Below are 15,587 nucleotides of genomic sequence, written 5' to 3'. Positions count from 1 at the left end.
CATTAGCACTTCCTTTTTATAATTCTTCAACGATAATATTATGATTCGTAAAGACACAAATATCTGCTGCAACTGTCAAACTTTCCTTGGCAATTTCTTTGGCAGACAAATGTTGTCCATGTTTCTTTAAGGCACGACCAGCAGATAATGCATAATTGCCTCCTGAACCGATTGCTAAGATACCATCATCTGGTTCAATGACTTCACCACCACCACTTACCATTAGCATCTCGTCTTTGTTCATCACAATCAGTAAAGCTTCTAATTTTTGCATTGCACGATCTGTACGCCATTCCTGAGCTAACTCAACAGCAGCACGTTTCAAGTTGCCTTTGTATTCGTTTAACTTGCCTTCAAATTTTTCTTCCAAGGTAAAGGCATCTGCTACGCTTCCTGCAAATCCTACTAAAACTTCACCGTTATAAATGCGACGAACTTTTCGCGCAGTTCCCTTCATAATTACCGATTCACCCATTGTAACTTGACCATCTCCAGCCATTGCAGACTTTCCATTATGGTTAATAGCAAATATCGTTGTTGCATGAAATGTTGTCATAATTCTTTCCTCCTGCTTTTTTTACGGGCTTCTTCCTCTTGTATTTTACGCTCGTGGATGAAACGCTCGATAATCTTTTTGCAAATGCTCTTTAGTTACATGAGCATATATCTGTGTTGAAGATAAACTTGCATGTCCCAATAATTCCTGCACAGTCCGCATATCAGCACCATTATTCAATAAATGAGTTGCAAACGTATGACGCAGCATATGAGGGTTTATTTCAGATGTTAGACTACTTTTTTTAATCACTTGATTGAGTACATATTCAATTCCAGTTGCTGTTATTTGAGCACCATAATGATTGATAAATAAATAATCATGATTTTTATGATATTTATCCATTAACACTTGACGACTTAACTTCAGATAATTTTGCATAGCAACAGCAGCATAATGACCAAAAGGTACATATCTTTCCTTGTTCCCTTTTCCATGAACCAATAATACTCCTAATTCAAAATCAATATCCTGTATCTGAATATTGCGACACTCCGTCACCCGAATTCCCGTACCATACAAAACTTCTAAGAGAGCTTCATTACGAATATCTAACGGTTCATCACCTTTAACTGCAGCAAAAAGTGCATCCATTTCTTTTTCATAAAAAAAACGTGGCAATCGTAAAGCTTTTTTCTTCAAATTAACATACGAAAAAGGATTATCTGCCATAACTTCATTTTTTAAGAGAAATTGATAAAACGCCCGTAAACTAGAAATTTTGCGAGAAATAGTATTTCGACTAAATTGTTTCTCATTCAATCTTCCTAAATAAATCCGAACATCTGGCAACTCTACTTTTAAAAAAGATGCATCACCAGTTTCCACTAAAAATTCAGAAAAATCAGCGATATCTTCATCATAGGCTTTTTTAGTTAATTCAGAGTAGTGCCGTTCTACAATCAAATACTGCAAAAAGGTCTCTTTCCATTGTAATTCCTTCAAAAAAATCCCTCCTACTCATAGACAAAATTACTTTATCATATCAGCAGGAAGAATACAATCAATAGATTATTGAATTGAGTGAATTTTCTCTAAATTCGATAAAACTTCCAAAGAACGCTTAGCATATTCCGCATTTCTCAAAGATTTGTCACGAATTGGTTCACGTAACGGTGGAAATAATCCGAAATTCGCATTCATTGGTTGGAAGTAGCGAGCATCTGCATGTGTAATATAATAAGCCATACTACCCATTGCTGTTTCATCTGATAAGATTAGCAATTCTTCACCTTTAACAAGTCGGGCCGCATTAATTCCAGCTAACAATCCACTAGCTGCACTTTCAACATACCCTTCAACACCTGTCATTTGACCAGCAAAAAATAAATCAGGGCGCTTCTTCGATTGATAAGTAGCTTCTAGCAAATCAGGTGATTTCATAAATGTATTTCGATGCATCACACCATAACGAACAATTTCAGCGTTTTCTAATCCAGGAATTAACTGCAATAATCGCTTTTGTTCTCCCCATTTCAAATGAGTTTGAAAACCAACTAAATTATATAGTGAACCAGCTGCATCATCTTGGCGTAATTGAACAACAGCAAAAGGACGTCGATTGGTTTTAGGATCTTCTAGACCCACAGGCTTCATTGGTCCAAATAAAAGTGTCTTACGACCACGCTTCGCCATGACTTCAATTGGCATGCATCCTTCAAAAAATTTCTCTTTTTCAAAAGACTTCAAAGGAGCAACTTCTGCTTCCACTAGAGCATCATAAAAACGATTAAACTCAGTCTCATTCATCGGGCAATTTAAATAGGCGGCTTCTCCTTTATCATAACGAGACTTTAAATACACTTTGTCCATATCAATTGAATTTTTATCGATAATTGGGGCAGCTGCATCATAAAAGTAAAGGCCATCTGACTCTGTAAAATCAGAAATTTCCTTAGCTAAAGCCTCAGAAGTTAACGGACCTGTCGCAATAATTGTCGGTCCTTCCGGTAACGAGGTGACCTCTTCTGAATAAACCGTAATATTAGGATGATTTTTTAAGCGCTTTGTAATATTCCCAGAAAATGATTCTCGGTCTACAGCTAATGCTCCTCCAGCTGGAATCGCTGTTGCATCTGCTTCGGCGATAATAAGTGAATGAAATTGACGCATTTCTTCTTTTAATAAACCGGCTGCATTTGTTACCTGATTAGCTCTTAATGAGTTTGTACATACAAGTTCAGCAAAGTTAGGGCTATGGTGCGCTTCAGTATTTCTTACAGGGCGCATTTCATATAGATGTACCTGTACACCTCTTTCGGCAATTTGAAAAGCTGCTTCACTACCTGCTAGCCCTGCACCAATTACATTGACAAATTGTTGATTTTCCATTTAAATTATCCCCTTCTTTCTAAAAACGCAGTCTCTATTTGGAGGTTCCTTACATTGTTTAGTTAGCGTTTTCTATTAGATATAATTATACACTTGTTTGCATAAAAGTTAAATCTAAAAGGGAGAAAAAATAAAAGCTTAGCGGAAATTTAAGAACAATAAAAAGCTAACTATATGCAAAGTTCGCACATAGTCAGCCTTTGTATTTATTTTTGGACAGCTTCCTTATAATCACAACTACTACAGATTACTTGTTTGCCACCTTTTAGTTTTTTCTCAACTAGATAATGTTGGCACTTCGGACAATCACGTCCAACTGGTTTATCCCAAGAAACAAACTCACATCCTGGATACTTATCACAACCATAAAAAATACGATTCTTTTTCGATTTGCGTTCGATTACTTGACCTTCTTTACAAACCGGACAAGTTACGCCAATTTCTTTAACAATTGCTTTAGTATTTCGACATTCTGGAAAATTGCTACATGCATAGAATTTGCCATAACGACCTAATTTAATCACCATGGGATGACCACATAATTCACAATCAAATCCCGCTGGCTCATCTTTAATTTGAATTTTTTCAATACCTTCTTCAGCCTTAGCAACTTCAATCGCAAAAGGTTTATAGAAACGATCGATAACATCAACCCAATTTTCTTTGCCTTCTTCAACAAAATCCAATTGTTGTTCCATATCCGCTGTAAAATGAATATCGACAATTTGCGGGAAAAACTCAACGATCATCGTATTGACAATGCTACCAAGTTCAGTTGGTTCAAAACGTTTGCTTTCTAATTTTACATAGTAACGACGTTGAATTGTTTCTAGCGTTGGTGCATAGGTAGACGGTCTCCCAACACCATTTTCTTCTAAGGAACGAATCAAGGTTGCTTCTGTAAATCGAGCAGGAGGCTGAGTAAAGTGTTGTTTTGGTTCAATATCAACAGATTTAACTATGTCTCCTTGCTCCATATCAGGCAAGATATTGTCTTTTTCTTCCGTTCCTTCATCATTGCCTTCAATATAGACTTTTGTAAATCCTGCAAACTTAATTTTTTGTCCATTTGCTCTAAATTGAACGCCATTTTGTACCAAATCGACACGCATTGTATCAAAAACAGCCGGAGTCATTTGACTTGCTACTAAACGCGACCAAATCAATTTATACAACTTCAGTTGGTCTTTATTTAAATATTTTTCAATTTCTTCTGGTGTTCTTAGCACACTTGAGGGACGAATCGCTTCATGGGCATCTTGAGAGCCTTGAGCATTTTTAGTCTTTTTAAATGTCGTTGCAGAGTACTCTTTACCATATTGATTAATAATAAATTCAGCAGCCTCTTCCTTTGCGCTATCCGCAATTCGAGTAGAATCTGTACGCATATAGGTAATCAAACCAACTGAACCGCCACGTCCCAAAGCAATTCCTTCATACAACTGTTGAGCAACCATCATGGTTTTACGGGTTCTAAAATTTAATTTACGAGCCGCTTCTTGTTGCAAACTACTTGTTGTAAAAGGTACAGCCGGATTCCGTTTCCGTTCTTTTTTCGTTACTTTTGTTACTTCAAAATCTTTAGATTTAATTTTTTTAATGACTTTTTGGACATCCTCAGTATTTTTTAAGTCCATTTTTTTGCCATCAATTCCATAAAAATTCGCTTTAAATTTCTTAGCAGCTTTTTTAAAGTTTCCGCCAATACTCCAGTATTCTTCTGGTTTAAAAGCAGTAATTTCATTTTCACGGTCAATGATTAATTTTAAGGCAACTGACTGAACGCGCCCAGCACTTAATCCTTTTTTTACTTTTTTCCATAATATTGGGCTAATCGTATACCCAACAAGACGATCTAAAATACGACGTGCTTGTTGTGAGTCAACTAGGTCCATATTGATTGAGCGGGGTTCTTTAAAGGCACCTTTAACTGCTTCTTTAGTTATTTCGTTAAAGACAACACGATTTTTATCCTCGATATCCAAACCGAGCAAGAAAGAGAGATGCCACGCAATGGCTTCCCCCTCCCTATCTGGATCGGCTGCTAGAAAAACTTTTTCAGCTTTTTTTGCATGTTTTTTTAAGTCTTTAATAATGTCGCCTTTTCCTCGAATTGAAATATAATGTGGTTCATAATTACTTTCCACATCAACCCCCATCTTACTTTTAGGGAGATCACGAATATGTCCTAAACTAGCAACAACTTTGTAATTTTTGCCTAAATACTTTTCAATTGTTTTTGCTTTAGCTGGTGATTCTACTATCACTAAATATTTATAGGCCAAATAAATGCTCCTTTCATCTGAGCTTTTTTACATTCATCTTTTTTAATTGAAATCGTTAATCATCTTATTCCATTTATAGGTACTTTGTCAACTGTGGTAGCTAAAGCTTGTTCATATATAATAGAAGATAAACGAAAAAGTTCAAAGATTTCGACCATTTTTTGAGCCTATATCTATTGTATTTTTTAGTAAAACTCTTCTAAAATGTGACCAGCATTTGTGACACACTTTGCACCATGCACAATTAAATCATTTGTTCCACCTGAGGATAAATTAGTAACATTTCCGGGAATTGCAAAAACCTCTCGCCCTTCTTGCAACGCTAAGTTAGCAGTAATTAAACTTCCACTCCGAAAAGCGGCTTCAATGACTACAGTTCCTACCGATACCCCTGCAATAATCCGATTTCGCATCGGAAAATGTTGTTTTAATGGTTTTGCTCCCAACGGATATTCAGATAAAACTAATTGTTCACGACGCATCCTCTGCTGTAAAGCCTGATTGTTCTTAGGATAACACAAATCCAATCCTGTGCCAATCACTCCAATTGTATTTCCACCTAATTTTATTGTTTGTTGATGAACTTCTTGATCGATTCCTAATGCTAATCCGCTAACAGTAACAAAGTCTTCAGCAATCAGTTCAGGTAACAGTTTTTGCAAGACAGACTTACCATAATTCGTACTTTTTCTTGAGCCAACAATGGCTAATATTTTTCTATTCAGTAGGTTAATATTCCCTTGATAAAATAAAACTGCTGGTGGATTGTAACTATGTTTTAAGTATTCTGGGTAGTGGTCGTCTAAAATTGTTATCCAACCAATTTCTAATTCTTCATACTTTTGTTGAATTTCTTTAAAATCGAGTGCATGATATTGTTTTAAAAAAAAGGCTTGCTTATCTAAACTTAAATTTATTCTACTCACTAAATCACCAATAGGTAGACTAGGATTTTCTATTAAATGTGTAATCAGCTCAATACTCAGCTTTGCTCCAATTCCTTTACACAATGCATAGCGAACCAATTCTTCTTTTAAAAATGCCATAATCTTACTCTCTAATTTTTGCATATTTCAACCTCTTTTCAAATTTTGTTCTTATCTATATTATTCGTAAAAAAGTCTGAAAAATTTTAAAAATAAAAAAATTATCGCAATAACTATCAATCTCGAAAAAAAGTATGTTTTTCTATTACTACTTAAAATAAAAAAGAGATTGAGATTAAAACTATTTCTTAGTTTTAATCTCAATCTCTTGCATATTCTATTTAACCTAAAGCATGTTTTTAACAGGTGCAAAAGTTTTACGATGAATCGGCGTCACTCCATGTTCAGCTAAGCCTGCTAAGTGGGTTTTTGTTCCATATCCTGCATTTTTTTCAAAACCATAGCCTGGATATTCCATAGCATACTCTTTCATCATCCGATCCCGAGTAACTTTAGCAATAATACTCGCTGCTGCAATTGATAAACTACGAGCATCCCCTTTAATTAATTTGCTTTGAGGGATTGGTAAATCAAGAACCATTGCATCAATTAATAAATATTGTGGATCGATTGTTAGATTGTCTACCGCTTCAATCATAGCTAATTTTGTGGCTTCATAAATATTCACTTTATCGATAATTCTCTCATCTTTAATTCCAATCCCAATGGCCAAAGCTTCTGCTTTAATTTTTTCATATAATTCATCACGTTTACTCTCAGAAAGTTGCTTAGAATCATTGATTTCTAAAATATGAAAATCTTGTGGTAAAATAACAGCAGCTGCAACTACAGGACCTGCTAATGGTCCACGACCAACTTCATCAATTCCAGCAATATAAGCCAAATCATTCTCCCAAATATTGTGTTCAAACTCCAACATTCGTTGATAGTCAGCCTCTAACTTTAAAGCTTTTTCTTGTTGTCTTTTCCAGCTTTGAATCGCTGATACAACACCTTTTCGTGAGTCTTTTTGCAACTTAATCATTCGTTCGTCAGTTTCTTCTGTAATATCTATTAATAACTCTTTGATAGCCTTAATCGTTAATTTTTCTGTCATGCTTCTTTCGTTCCTTCTACACTTAAGTGAACAGGTGCTTGATCTAATGTATAACGTCCTAAACGACCACTTCTAATTTCAAAAACGATCATTTCACTAGCTCGTGAATAATCATCACGGAAACCGCGTTTTTCGCTAATTAGAATTAATAATTCTGGTAACTCTAGCATTAATTCCTGTTCATTTAGACCGTAACGTTTGGCCAATTGCTTTGGATAATAGCTGCGCATTACATCTAAGCCAAATAAAGCAATATCATCCATTTGCAATAATGCATCTTTAATAGCCCCAGTTAAAGCTAGTTTTTTTCCAATTTGAGGATCCTCAAATTTAGGCCATAAAATCCCAGGAGTATCTAATAATTCTAATTCTTTTCCTAATTTAAGCCATTGTTGCCCTTTAGTAACACCAGGCTTATTTCCAGTTTTTGCAATATTTTTCTTAATAAAACGATTAATTAATGTTGATTTTCCAACGTTTGGGATACCAATACTCATTGCACGAATTGCTCGTGGGTTAATCCCTTTACTTTTCATACGATCGAATTTTTCTTTTAACAATAATTTTGCTTCAGACATAACTTTTTGCATGCCTTTGCCCTCTTGAGCCACGATTGGAACTGCTGAAATACCTTGTTCTTTAAAATACTCCATCCATGCTTTTGTTTGACGCTCATCTGCTAAATCACTTTTATTTAAAATAATAATTCGGGGTTTTTGCCCAATTAATTCATCTAAAATTGGATTACGACTTGATAAAGGAATCCGTGCATCTACTAATTCAAAGACAATATCAACTAACTTTAGTTTTTCTGAAACCTCACGTCTCGCTTTGGCCATATGCCCGGGGAACCATTGAATTGTCATATTTCGTTCTTCCTCTCTTTAAATCCATTATTTTCTAAGATATTTCTACCTTCAGCTTGTTATTTTCATCTCTGCCTAATCTATCCTGTTGATAGTCAAAAACATATATTTTGTGTTTTTTAAGTAGTCGCTAAATTCCTTATTTACCGAATAATCAATGTTTTTTTCTATTTTCTTCCATTTAACATTGTAACACATCTCTTGCTTAAAAAAAATCCTCTTATGGCATTCAGCTTTTTTACTTTTTAGATCAACAACCCTTATCACTAATCCCTTAAAAAAACTTCCCTTTTAGACTTAGTTTTAAACTAAAATCATCGATCCCTCACGTTTTCTCTCCCCATCACTCATAAAAAATAGGTGAGGAATTAGCTCATCCCCACCCTATTTAATACATTATTTAGTTAGTTTTTACGATCCTTAATAAAACCAAAATCATTCAGGGGCCAAATTCTAAGTTCTGCCGTACCATCAATTTTATCAGCATGGACAAATCCAAAAATGCGACTATCTTTAGAATTCGAGCGGTTATCTCCCATTACAAAATATTCACCTTCTGGAACTTTAGAAACACCTGTTTTTCCCATTAGCGTAAAATCTCCAGTTAGCAATTGATCTTTTTCAAGTTTAGATTTATAAACATCTAAATATGGTTCATTAACTGCTTTCCCATTAATGTATAGCGTATCTTCTTGCATTAAAATCTCATCACCTGGCATTCCAATGATGCGCTTAATATACAATCGACTTGGATCATCTGGACCTGGGAACACCACAATATCAAAACGATCAATTTTTTCAATTTTATTTAAAATAATTCGATCTCTGTTTCTCAAAGTTGGCATCATTGATTCACCATCAACACTTACCGGTGCAAATAAAAATTGATGAACCAGTAAGACAATCCCTAAAGCAACTAAAATATAAATAAATGTACTTAAAATTTCACTACGCCGATTTCTTTTTTTATTCCGTTTCGATTTATGTTTCTTACTTCTTGGTTCAAACCGTTCAATTTCATCAAAACTTTCATCTGAATAAGTTGTTTTTGCCATTTACTTTCCTACTTTCCAACACACATCTACATGTTTGTTATTTTTAACCCACTTAATTAATCGCCGTCATTCGCTTAAATGGATAATAAACAAAGTTCGTTTTGCCAATAATCTCATCCTTCGTAATAAATCCAAAAACGCGACTATCATTACTTGAACGACGATTGTCACCCAAGACAAAATAACTATCTTTAGGAATTTTATTGACTCCCGTTAACTGTTTAAGATCAAAATTTGACGTCCATGTTTCCCCTGCCGCTTCAACCAAATTATTCTTTAAAAAAGGCTCACTCACTTCTTTATTATTGACATAGAGCTGATCATGATCATACCGAATTTCTTCTCCTGGTAAGCCAATAACACGTTTTACCAACGTTCGTTCAGATGCATCTTGAAAAACAATCACATCAAAACGTTTGATTTTTGAAATAGATTCAACAATCATTTGGTCTCCTTGGTGAAGCGTTGGAATCATTGAAGATCCTTGAACCATTATTGGAAGCAATAGAAAGTATCGCAATAGAACAACTACACAGCCGGCTAAAATTAAGGCTTTAAACCAATCCCATAGATGGTCTCGCCAAGCTTTATTCTTCATGTACTTCGCCCCAAACTATTAATCTATTCTCTTACTCTATCATACAAGATAATCTTAGAAATGACTATTATTTTGCTGAAAATAATAAAATTTTATTCATTCAATGAAAAAAGAACGATTAAATCAAAAAATCACTAAAAAAGGATACTCCCCTTCTTAGTGATTTTCAGTTAAATTTATCCAGCTTTATTTTCTTGTAAATAACTAACAGCTTTTTGATATTGGGTATCATTTTTCTTAATTAGCTCTAATAAATCACTAACTAAATCTGTTGCTGTTTTCCCAGTTACAACTCCATCAACTGGTAACTCATGAGCTGTTTGGAAGGCGCGTACTGCTTCTGTAGTCGAAGCATCAAAGTAGCCATCTGTATTATCTAGCGGGTATTCTAATGCTTTTAAAATACCTTGTAAATTCTTCACTTCATCTGATAAATCACCTTGCTTATACGTCTTCGTATCATCAATTCTTAACAAATGAGTATATTCTGGTAAATCTACCTTAATTGTAGGCTCAATTCCTTTTTTATGAATCCATTGTCCATCTGGCGTCAACCATTTAGCAATAGTTAATTTTAACTCACTCTTATCAGATAATTTAGCAACCGTTTGAACCGTTCCTTTACCAAATGTTTTTGTTCCAATTACTGTTCTATTTCCTGACTCTTGCATCGCACCAGCTAAGATTTCAGAAGCACTAGCGCTTCCTTCATCCACCAATAATGTCACAGGTTCAGTTACTTTAAAATCACCCAAAGAGGTATCTGCTTTGATCACTTGAGCTTCTTGATCTTTTTCTTTAGTTTGCATCAGATTTTTTCCATCTGTCACAAACATATTGGAAATTTTCAAAGCTTGATCTAGCAAGCCACCTGGATTTTGACGAACATCAAGGATAAAAGACTTAGCACCATCTTTTCTAAGTGTCTCAACCGCAGCTTTGACTTCATTATAAGTCGGTTGGGAGAAGTTGGTAATTTTAATATAACCAATAGTTGGATCGGTTTCGTCTAATCGACTTTTAACTGTCTCAACGGGAATTGTATCTCTCACTACAGTAACATCAAATACTTTATCGCCACGTTTAATCGACAAGACTACCTTCGTACCTTTTTCACCACGAATATACGTAACAGCTTTCGCTAAGCTAACACCTGTTAACTCTTTATCATCTGCTTTCAAGATGATGTCATTCGTTTTTAAACCAGCTTTTTCAGCAGGTGATCCAGCAATTGGAGAAGAAATAGTAATCGCATCATTTTGGCTCATGACCTCGGTACCAATTCCCTCAAAAGAAGAGGAAATATTTTCATCTAATGCTGTCGCTTCTTTCACATTTAAATACTGGGAATAAGGATCATCTAATGAATTAACCATTCCTGTAATAGCTCCTTCAATCAGCTTATTACTATTGGTTTTTTCAAAGAAGCGTGTAGTTAATTGTTGATAGATTTCTTCTAGTTTTTTAAACTCTTTTGTTGTTTCTTTATTCGTTGTTTTATCAATTGTTTTACTAGCAATTAATCCATTTTGATTTGCAGTTAACTGTTTGGTAGTTAGATACGTGCCGCCTATTGCTACAACTGCTACAACTACTAATGATAAGATATATCCAGTTAAACTAACCGTCGTTTTTTTCTTAGGAGCTTGAACGGTGTCTTTTTGTTCCTTAGATTCATTTGGTTCGTTATTCATAGGACGCCTCCAAAATTATTTTTGTGTTAAAGCTGTTTCTAATGCAACAATCATCATGTCGTCAAAAGTACGTTCTCTTTCATCGGAAGTCGTTTCTTCACCAGTGAAAATATGATCACTAATGGTTAAAATAGCTAACGCTTTACGATTGTGCTTAGCTGCTACGCTATATAAACCAGCGGCTTCCATTTCAACTGCTAAAATTCCGTATTCAGCTAATTTTACTTTGTCCATCTCGGTATTATAGAACCGATCAGATGATAGGACATTTCCAACTTTTAATGACAGACCACTTTTTGTTCCAACTTCATAAGCCGTTTTTAATAAATCAAAATTTGCGATTGGAGCAAAATCCACTTGACCACCAAAAGTATTTTGATTAATGCTAGAATCCGTTGTTGCTCCTTGTGCTAACACAACATCGCGAACTTTCACATCTTTTTGCATCCCACCAGCCGTTCCAACACGAATTAAATTTTTTACATCATATTGAGTAATTAACTCCTCTGCATAAATCATCATTGACGGTAATCCCATACCTGTTCCTTGAACAGAGATACGCTCTCCTTTGTACAATCCTGTATAACCAAGCATATTACGCACTCGGTTGTATTGTTGTACATCTGTTAAAAATGTTTCAGCAATGTATTTTGCTCTCAAAGGATCTCCTGGTAACAAAACCGTCTCTGCAATCTGTCCTACTTGTGCTTCAATATGAATACTCATTATTTTTTCCTCCTAATAGTCTTAATTAAGTCATTTTTTCAATATAACGTTCCCATGCCTCATCAAAGATTCGCATAGAGGATAGATAGTCACCATTCATTTCTAAATAGTGGCTAATATCATGGTAATTTTCTGACTGTTTTGGAAAACCTGTGTCAAGAAATGCATCATTGGCAAATTGACTGATTCCCTCACGTTTATGTGGATTGCGCTCAGTCATTAAAAACTGATAAAAAGATTGTCTCATTCAGTGCCCCCACTTTCCTTTTCTATGACATAAGCTTGACGTTCTAACTTTTCTTGTGCATATCGTTCAGGATTTTTTTGATAAAATTCTTGATGATACGCTTCGGCTGGATAAAAAGGACACATCTCTTCAATCGTTGTTACGATAGGATTTTTGTATTTCCCACTAGCTTCTAATACTTTTTTTGATTTTTCAGCCAGTTGACGTTGCTGGGCATTGGCTACAAAAATAACCGGTCGATAATTATCCCCACGATCTTGAAATTGTCCCATTGCATCTGTCGGATCTGTTTGCTGCCAATAAATCTCAACTAATTTCTCATACGATATCACATCTGGATTAAACAAAATTTCAATAGCTTCCGTATGACCTGTTGTATGATTCATAACTTCTTCATAAGTTGGATTTTCAGTATGTCCCCCTGTATATCCAGAAAGAACACCTTCAATTCCAGGCAATTGATCAAAGGGAGCTACCATACACCAAAAACAGCCACCAGCAAATATTGCTTTTTCAGTCATATTATCCATCCCTCCATTTCTATTTTGTCGTCTTTTTAATTTCCTTTAAAGGAAGTGAGATATTAAAACGAATATCATCTGTTTTTAAATCAATTTTCTTCGCAGTAATAATCATTCCATTACTTAATTTGTATTCATTTAAATTTAATAAAATTAATTGTTTTTTGCTATCAACTTGAACCCAATCAGGCAATTTATATTGTTTTGCAATGAAGTTCATTACATAGGTAATCGGTAAATCTAATTGCCCAATAGACAAACTAGTTGCTTTCAATTGAACATTGCCATTCTCCGTTACGTAGGGGGCTAAATAAAGATAAAATTGAACATCATGACCAAATACTTGGAACGTACCGATTAGTTCTGCTTCGTCATTTAAAATAAATTGATACTCAATATCCCCTGCCTCAATAAATTCATTGAGAGAATGAGCAACTAATTGATTAATTTCAGCTTTTTTAGACGCTACTTCAAATGAAACAGTTTGTTTTACCTGTTGTGTTTTTGTATCTTGAATAGTATTTACTGGAGTGATTACTTTACTATATCCCCAAATTCCAACACCTAGCAACAAAGCGATTAATCCTAAACAAATCCATTTCCATGGATTGACTGGTCCTTTTGGTTTTAAAGAACTCAGAAATTTCTTTTTTTCTTCTGCCATACATATTCTCCTTCAGTATCATTCACTCACTCTTTTCCCATGAGTTTGAATTCTCTAACATTTTCTCATATAAAGCTTGGGCCATCAACCCATAACCAATATCATTGGGATGAAAACGATCTTCTTCAAAAAGAAGATTATTTACAATTTTACTATTATCCATTGCGGTCGAAAAATCATCTGCTGTAGTTGCTTTTTTAGCATTAGAAGAGCTTGATTCAGCAGCGTTTCCCTTTAAACCAGAAACCACTGCTTGATTTTCACCTTTATATAATAAATCATTGATTGGAATGAAATACGCTTTCTTTTCTTTTTTTACAACTGCTTCGGTTGCTTTATTCCATGAAGTTACAACGTCTTGCATCTCTGTAATATCAGAGAAATAAAGATAAAAAGGATTATAAATACCATAAATAAATAGTGGCGCTTCTGAATTCATTCCTCTTAATTCAGAAAAAATAGCTTTTACACGTTCCTGATATGCTTTCTCTGGCTCAACAAAGCTCTCTTCTTTTACATTTAAAAGTTCTGATTGCACAACTTTCATCAAATCATTTCCACCAACCGTTAAAACGATAACGTCAGCTTTTTTTACATCCATTTGTAGTTTAGTATCTTTCTTAATTCGCTTCAAAATCTGATCACTACGATTTCCTGCAATACCGTAATTACTTGTTGATATCACTCGTTTATTTTTCCCATCATCCTCTAACAAACCTGCAACAAGTGGGACATAACCACCTCTAGAAGTACTATCCCCTACACCTTCTGTTAGGGAATCTCCAATGGCAACTAATTTCAAAGGATTTTCTTGCGTTGCTGAACTATTTTTAGTTTGAGTATCTGCTACTGTTGAGTTTTCTGGACGTTTTGTCGTTACATTCATCACTTGAAAAACAAGAAAAGAAACAACACCAAGAAAAAGAACAATCCCTATTATGGAACGTACTCGCTTCATAAACAATCCTCCTTAAATCAAAGTTAAGTATCTTTTAAATAACCAAATGTTTAAAATAAGGCTGAGACAAAAAGTCCTCAGCCTCTTTTATGTTTACTCATTTTTAATCTGTATAGTACATAATTGCAAATGCACCTTTTCCAGCATGAGTTGAAATGATTGGACTCGTTAGTTTTACACGCATAGGTACATCTGGCAAAATTGCTTGGAACTCATTTTTCAGATTCTCTAAATAAACAACATCATCCGCATAGGAAAAAGAAACCGCATTTAAATTAGGCGTTGTTTTTAATTTCTCTTGTAATTCCCCAATCCATTTGTTAATTGGTTTCATACCACGTCCACGAACGCATACTTCTAATTGACCATTGACTAGTTCCATCATGACTTTAACATTTAGTAACGAGGACAAAGCACCAGCAAGTTTCCCAACTCGTCCACCTTTTACTAAGTTTTCCAAAGTAACCACACATATATATAGTTTTGTATGTTCTTTAACATGCGCAATTCGTTTTAAAATAGTTTCTTTGTCTCCACCATCTTGGGCTAATTTTGCAGCTTCAAGCACTTGGAAAGATTGACCACGGTCAGTAAAATCACTATCAATAACTGTTACATTGGCCTGAGATAGCTCAGCAGCTTGACGGGCAGCATTTACTGTACCACTTAATTTTTCAGTCATATGAATTGAAATGACTTCACTACCATCTGCACCTAATTCATCGTATAACTCAACAAAACGACCAATTGGAGGCTGGCTAGTTTTAGGCAAAGCTTTAGACTTATTCATTTTCTCCATAAAATCTTCTTTTTTTAGTGTTTCACCATCTACATAGGATTCATCATCAATCATAACTGTTAAAGGCAACACATAAATCCCTAACTGTTCAATCTCATCTTGACCTAACTCTGCTGAGGAATCGGTCACAATCTTAATTTTTTTCATTTTTTATTAATCCCACACTTTCTTTATGCAAAAATAGAGAAGTTCATGTTATAATAATGAAAAGCAAAGGAAACCGTCCATTTTTTGTTTCTCTATT

The 15,587-nt window shown here is 34.7% G+C and carries 16 protein-coding genes; all 16 read right to left on the bottom strand.

Going from position 1 to position 15,587, the window contains the following annotated elements; genetic code table 11:
• Positions 1-16: 16 nt before the first annotated feature.
• Positions 17-556: an ATP-dependent protease subunit HslV gene (hslV, locus tag BR43_RS04030; RefSeq protein WP_034559742.1), complete on the bottom strand. Its 540-nt coding sequence runs from the start codon at positions 554-556 to the stop codon at positions 17-19.
• 45 nt (positions 557-601) lie between these two features.
• The gene (gene xerC / locus BR43_RS04025; RefSeq protein ID WP_034559740.1) at positions 602-1,501 is read right to left on the bottom strand and encodes a tyrosine recombinase XerC; all 900 of its coding nucleotides are present in this window, start codon (positions 1,499-1,501) and stop codon (positions 602-604) included.
• A gap of 66 nt (positions 1,502-1,567) precedes the next feature.
• Positions 1,568-2,887, bottom strand: a complete 1,320-nt coding sequence (gene trmFO / locus BR43_RS04020; RefSeq protein ID WP_034559738.1) for an FADH(2)-oxidizing methylenetetrahydrofolate--tRNA-(uracil(54)-C(5))-methyltransferase TrmFO — start codon at positions 2,885-2,887, stop codon at positions 1,568-1,570.
• A gap of 206 nt (positions 2,888-3,093) precedes the next feature.
• Positions 3,094-5,172, bottom strand: coding sequence for a type I DNA topoisomerase (topA, locus tag BR43_RS04015; protein ID WP_034559735.1), 2,079 nt, complete (start codon positions 5,170-5,172; stop codon positions 3,094-3,096).
• A 185-nt stretch (positions 5,173-5,357) separates the two neighbouring features.
• Positions 5,358-6,242: a DNA-processing protein DprA gene (gene dprA / locus BR43_RS04010; RefSeq protein WP_034559733.1), complete on the bottom strand. Its 885-nt coding sequence runs from the start codon at positions 6,240-6,242 to the stop codon at positions 5,358-5,360.
• Between the two features lie 202 nt (positions 6,243-6,444).
• On the bottom strand, positions 6,445-7,215 hold the full coding sequence (locus tag BR43_RS04005; protein WP_034559731.1) for a ribonuclease HII: 771 nt from the start codon (positions 7,213-7,215) through the stop codon (positions 6,445-6,447).
• Positions 7,212-8,081: a ribosome biogenesis GTPase YlqF gene (gene ylqF / locus BR43_RS04000; protein ID WP_034559729.1), complete on the bottom strand. Its 870-nt coding sequence runs from the start codon at positions 8,079-8,081 to the stop codon at positions 7,212-7,214. Before ylqF ends, BR43_RS04005 begins: the two co-directional genes overlap by 4 nt.
• 404 nt (positions 8,082-8,485) lie before the next feature.
• A complete protein-coding gene (gene lepB, locus BR43_RS03995; RefSeq protein ID WP_034559728.1) occupies positions 8,486-9,136 on the bottom strand; it encodes a signal peptidase I in 651 nt (216 codons plus the stop codon).
• A gap of 52 nt (positions 9,137-9,188) precedes the next feature.
• On the bottom strand, positions 9,189-9,734 hold the full coding sequence (lepB, locus tag BR43_RS03990) for a signal peptidase I (protein ID WP_034559727.1): 546 nt from the start codon (positions 9,732-9,734) through the stop codon (positions 9,189-9,191).
• Between the two features lie 176 nt (positions 9,735-9,910).
• Positions 9,911-11,428, bottom strand: coding sequence for a S41 family peptidase (locus tag BR43_RS03985; RefSeq protein ID WP_034559725.1), 1,518 nt, complete (start codon positions 11,426-11,428; stop codon positions 9,911-9,913).
• A gap of 15 nt (positions 11,429-11,443) precedes the next feature.
• Positions 11,444-12,154, bottom strand: coding sequence for a purine-nucleoside phosphorylase (gene deoD, locus BR43_RS03980; RefSeq protein ID WP_034559723.1), 711 nt, complete (start codon positions 12,152-12,154; stop codon positions 11,444-11,446).
• A gap of 25 nt (positions 12,155-12,179) precedes the next feature.
• A complete protein-coding gene (locus BR43_RS03975) occupies positions 12,180-12,401 on the bottom strand; it encodes a YozE family protein (protein ID WP_034559721.1) in 222 nt (73 codons plus the stop codon).
• The gene (gene msrA / locus BR43_RS03970) at positions 12,398-12,922 is read right to left on the bottom strand and encodes a peptide-methionine (S)-S-oxide reductase MsrA (RefSeq protein ID WP_084679729.1); all 525 of its coding nucleotides are present in this window, start codon (positions 12,920-12,922) and stop codon (positions 12,398-12,400) included. Before msrA ends, BR43_RS03975 begins: the two co-directional genes overlap by 4 nt.
• Positions 12,923-12,941: 19 nt before the next feature.
• Complete coding sequence (locus BR43_RS03965; protein ID WP_034559717.1) at positions 12,942-13,586, bottom strand: YpmS family protein; 645 nt, start codon at positions 13,584-13,586, stop codon at positions 12,942-12,944.
• A 22-nt stretch (positions 13,587-13,608) separates the two neighbouring features.
• Complete coding sequence (locus BR43_RS03960) at positions 13,609-14,544, bottom strand: SGNH/GDSL hydrolase family protein (protein ID WP_034559715.1); 936 nt, start codon at positions 14,542-14,544, stop codon at positions 13,609-13,611.
• Positions 14,545-14,647: 103 nt separating this feature from the next.
• Positions 14,648-15,490, bottom strand: coding sequence for a DegV family protein (locus BR43_RS03955; RefSeq protein WP_034559713.1), 843 nt, complete (start codon positions 15,488-15,490; stop codon positions 14,648-14,650).
• Positions 15,491-15,587 lie beyond the last annotated feature (97 nt).

This window comes from Carnobacterium gallinarum DSM 4847 (assembly GCF_000744375.1).
Classification (GTDB): domain Bacteria; phylum Bacillota; class Bacilli; order Lactobacillales; family Carnobacteriaceae; genus Carnobacterium; species Carnobacterium gallinarum.
This window is presented reverse-complemented; position numbering and strand designations above follow the sequence as displayed.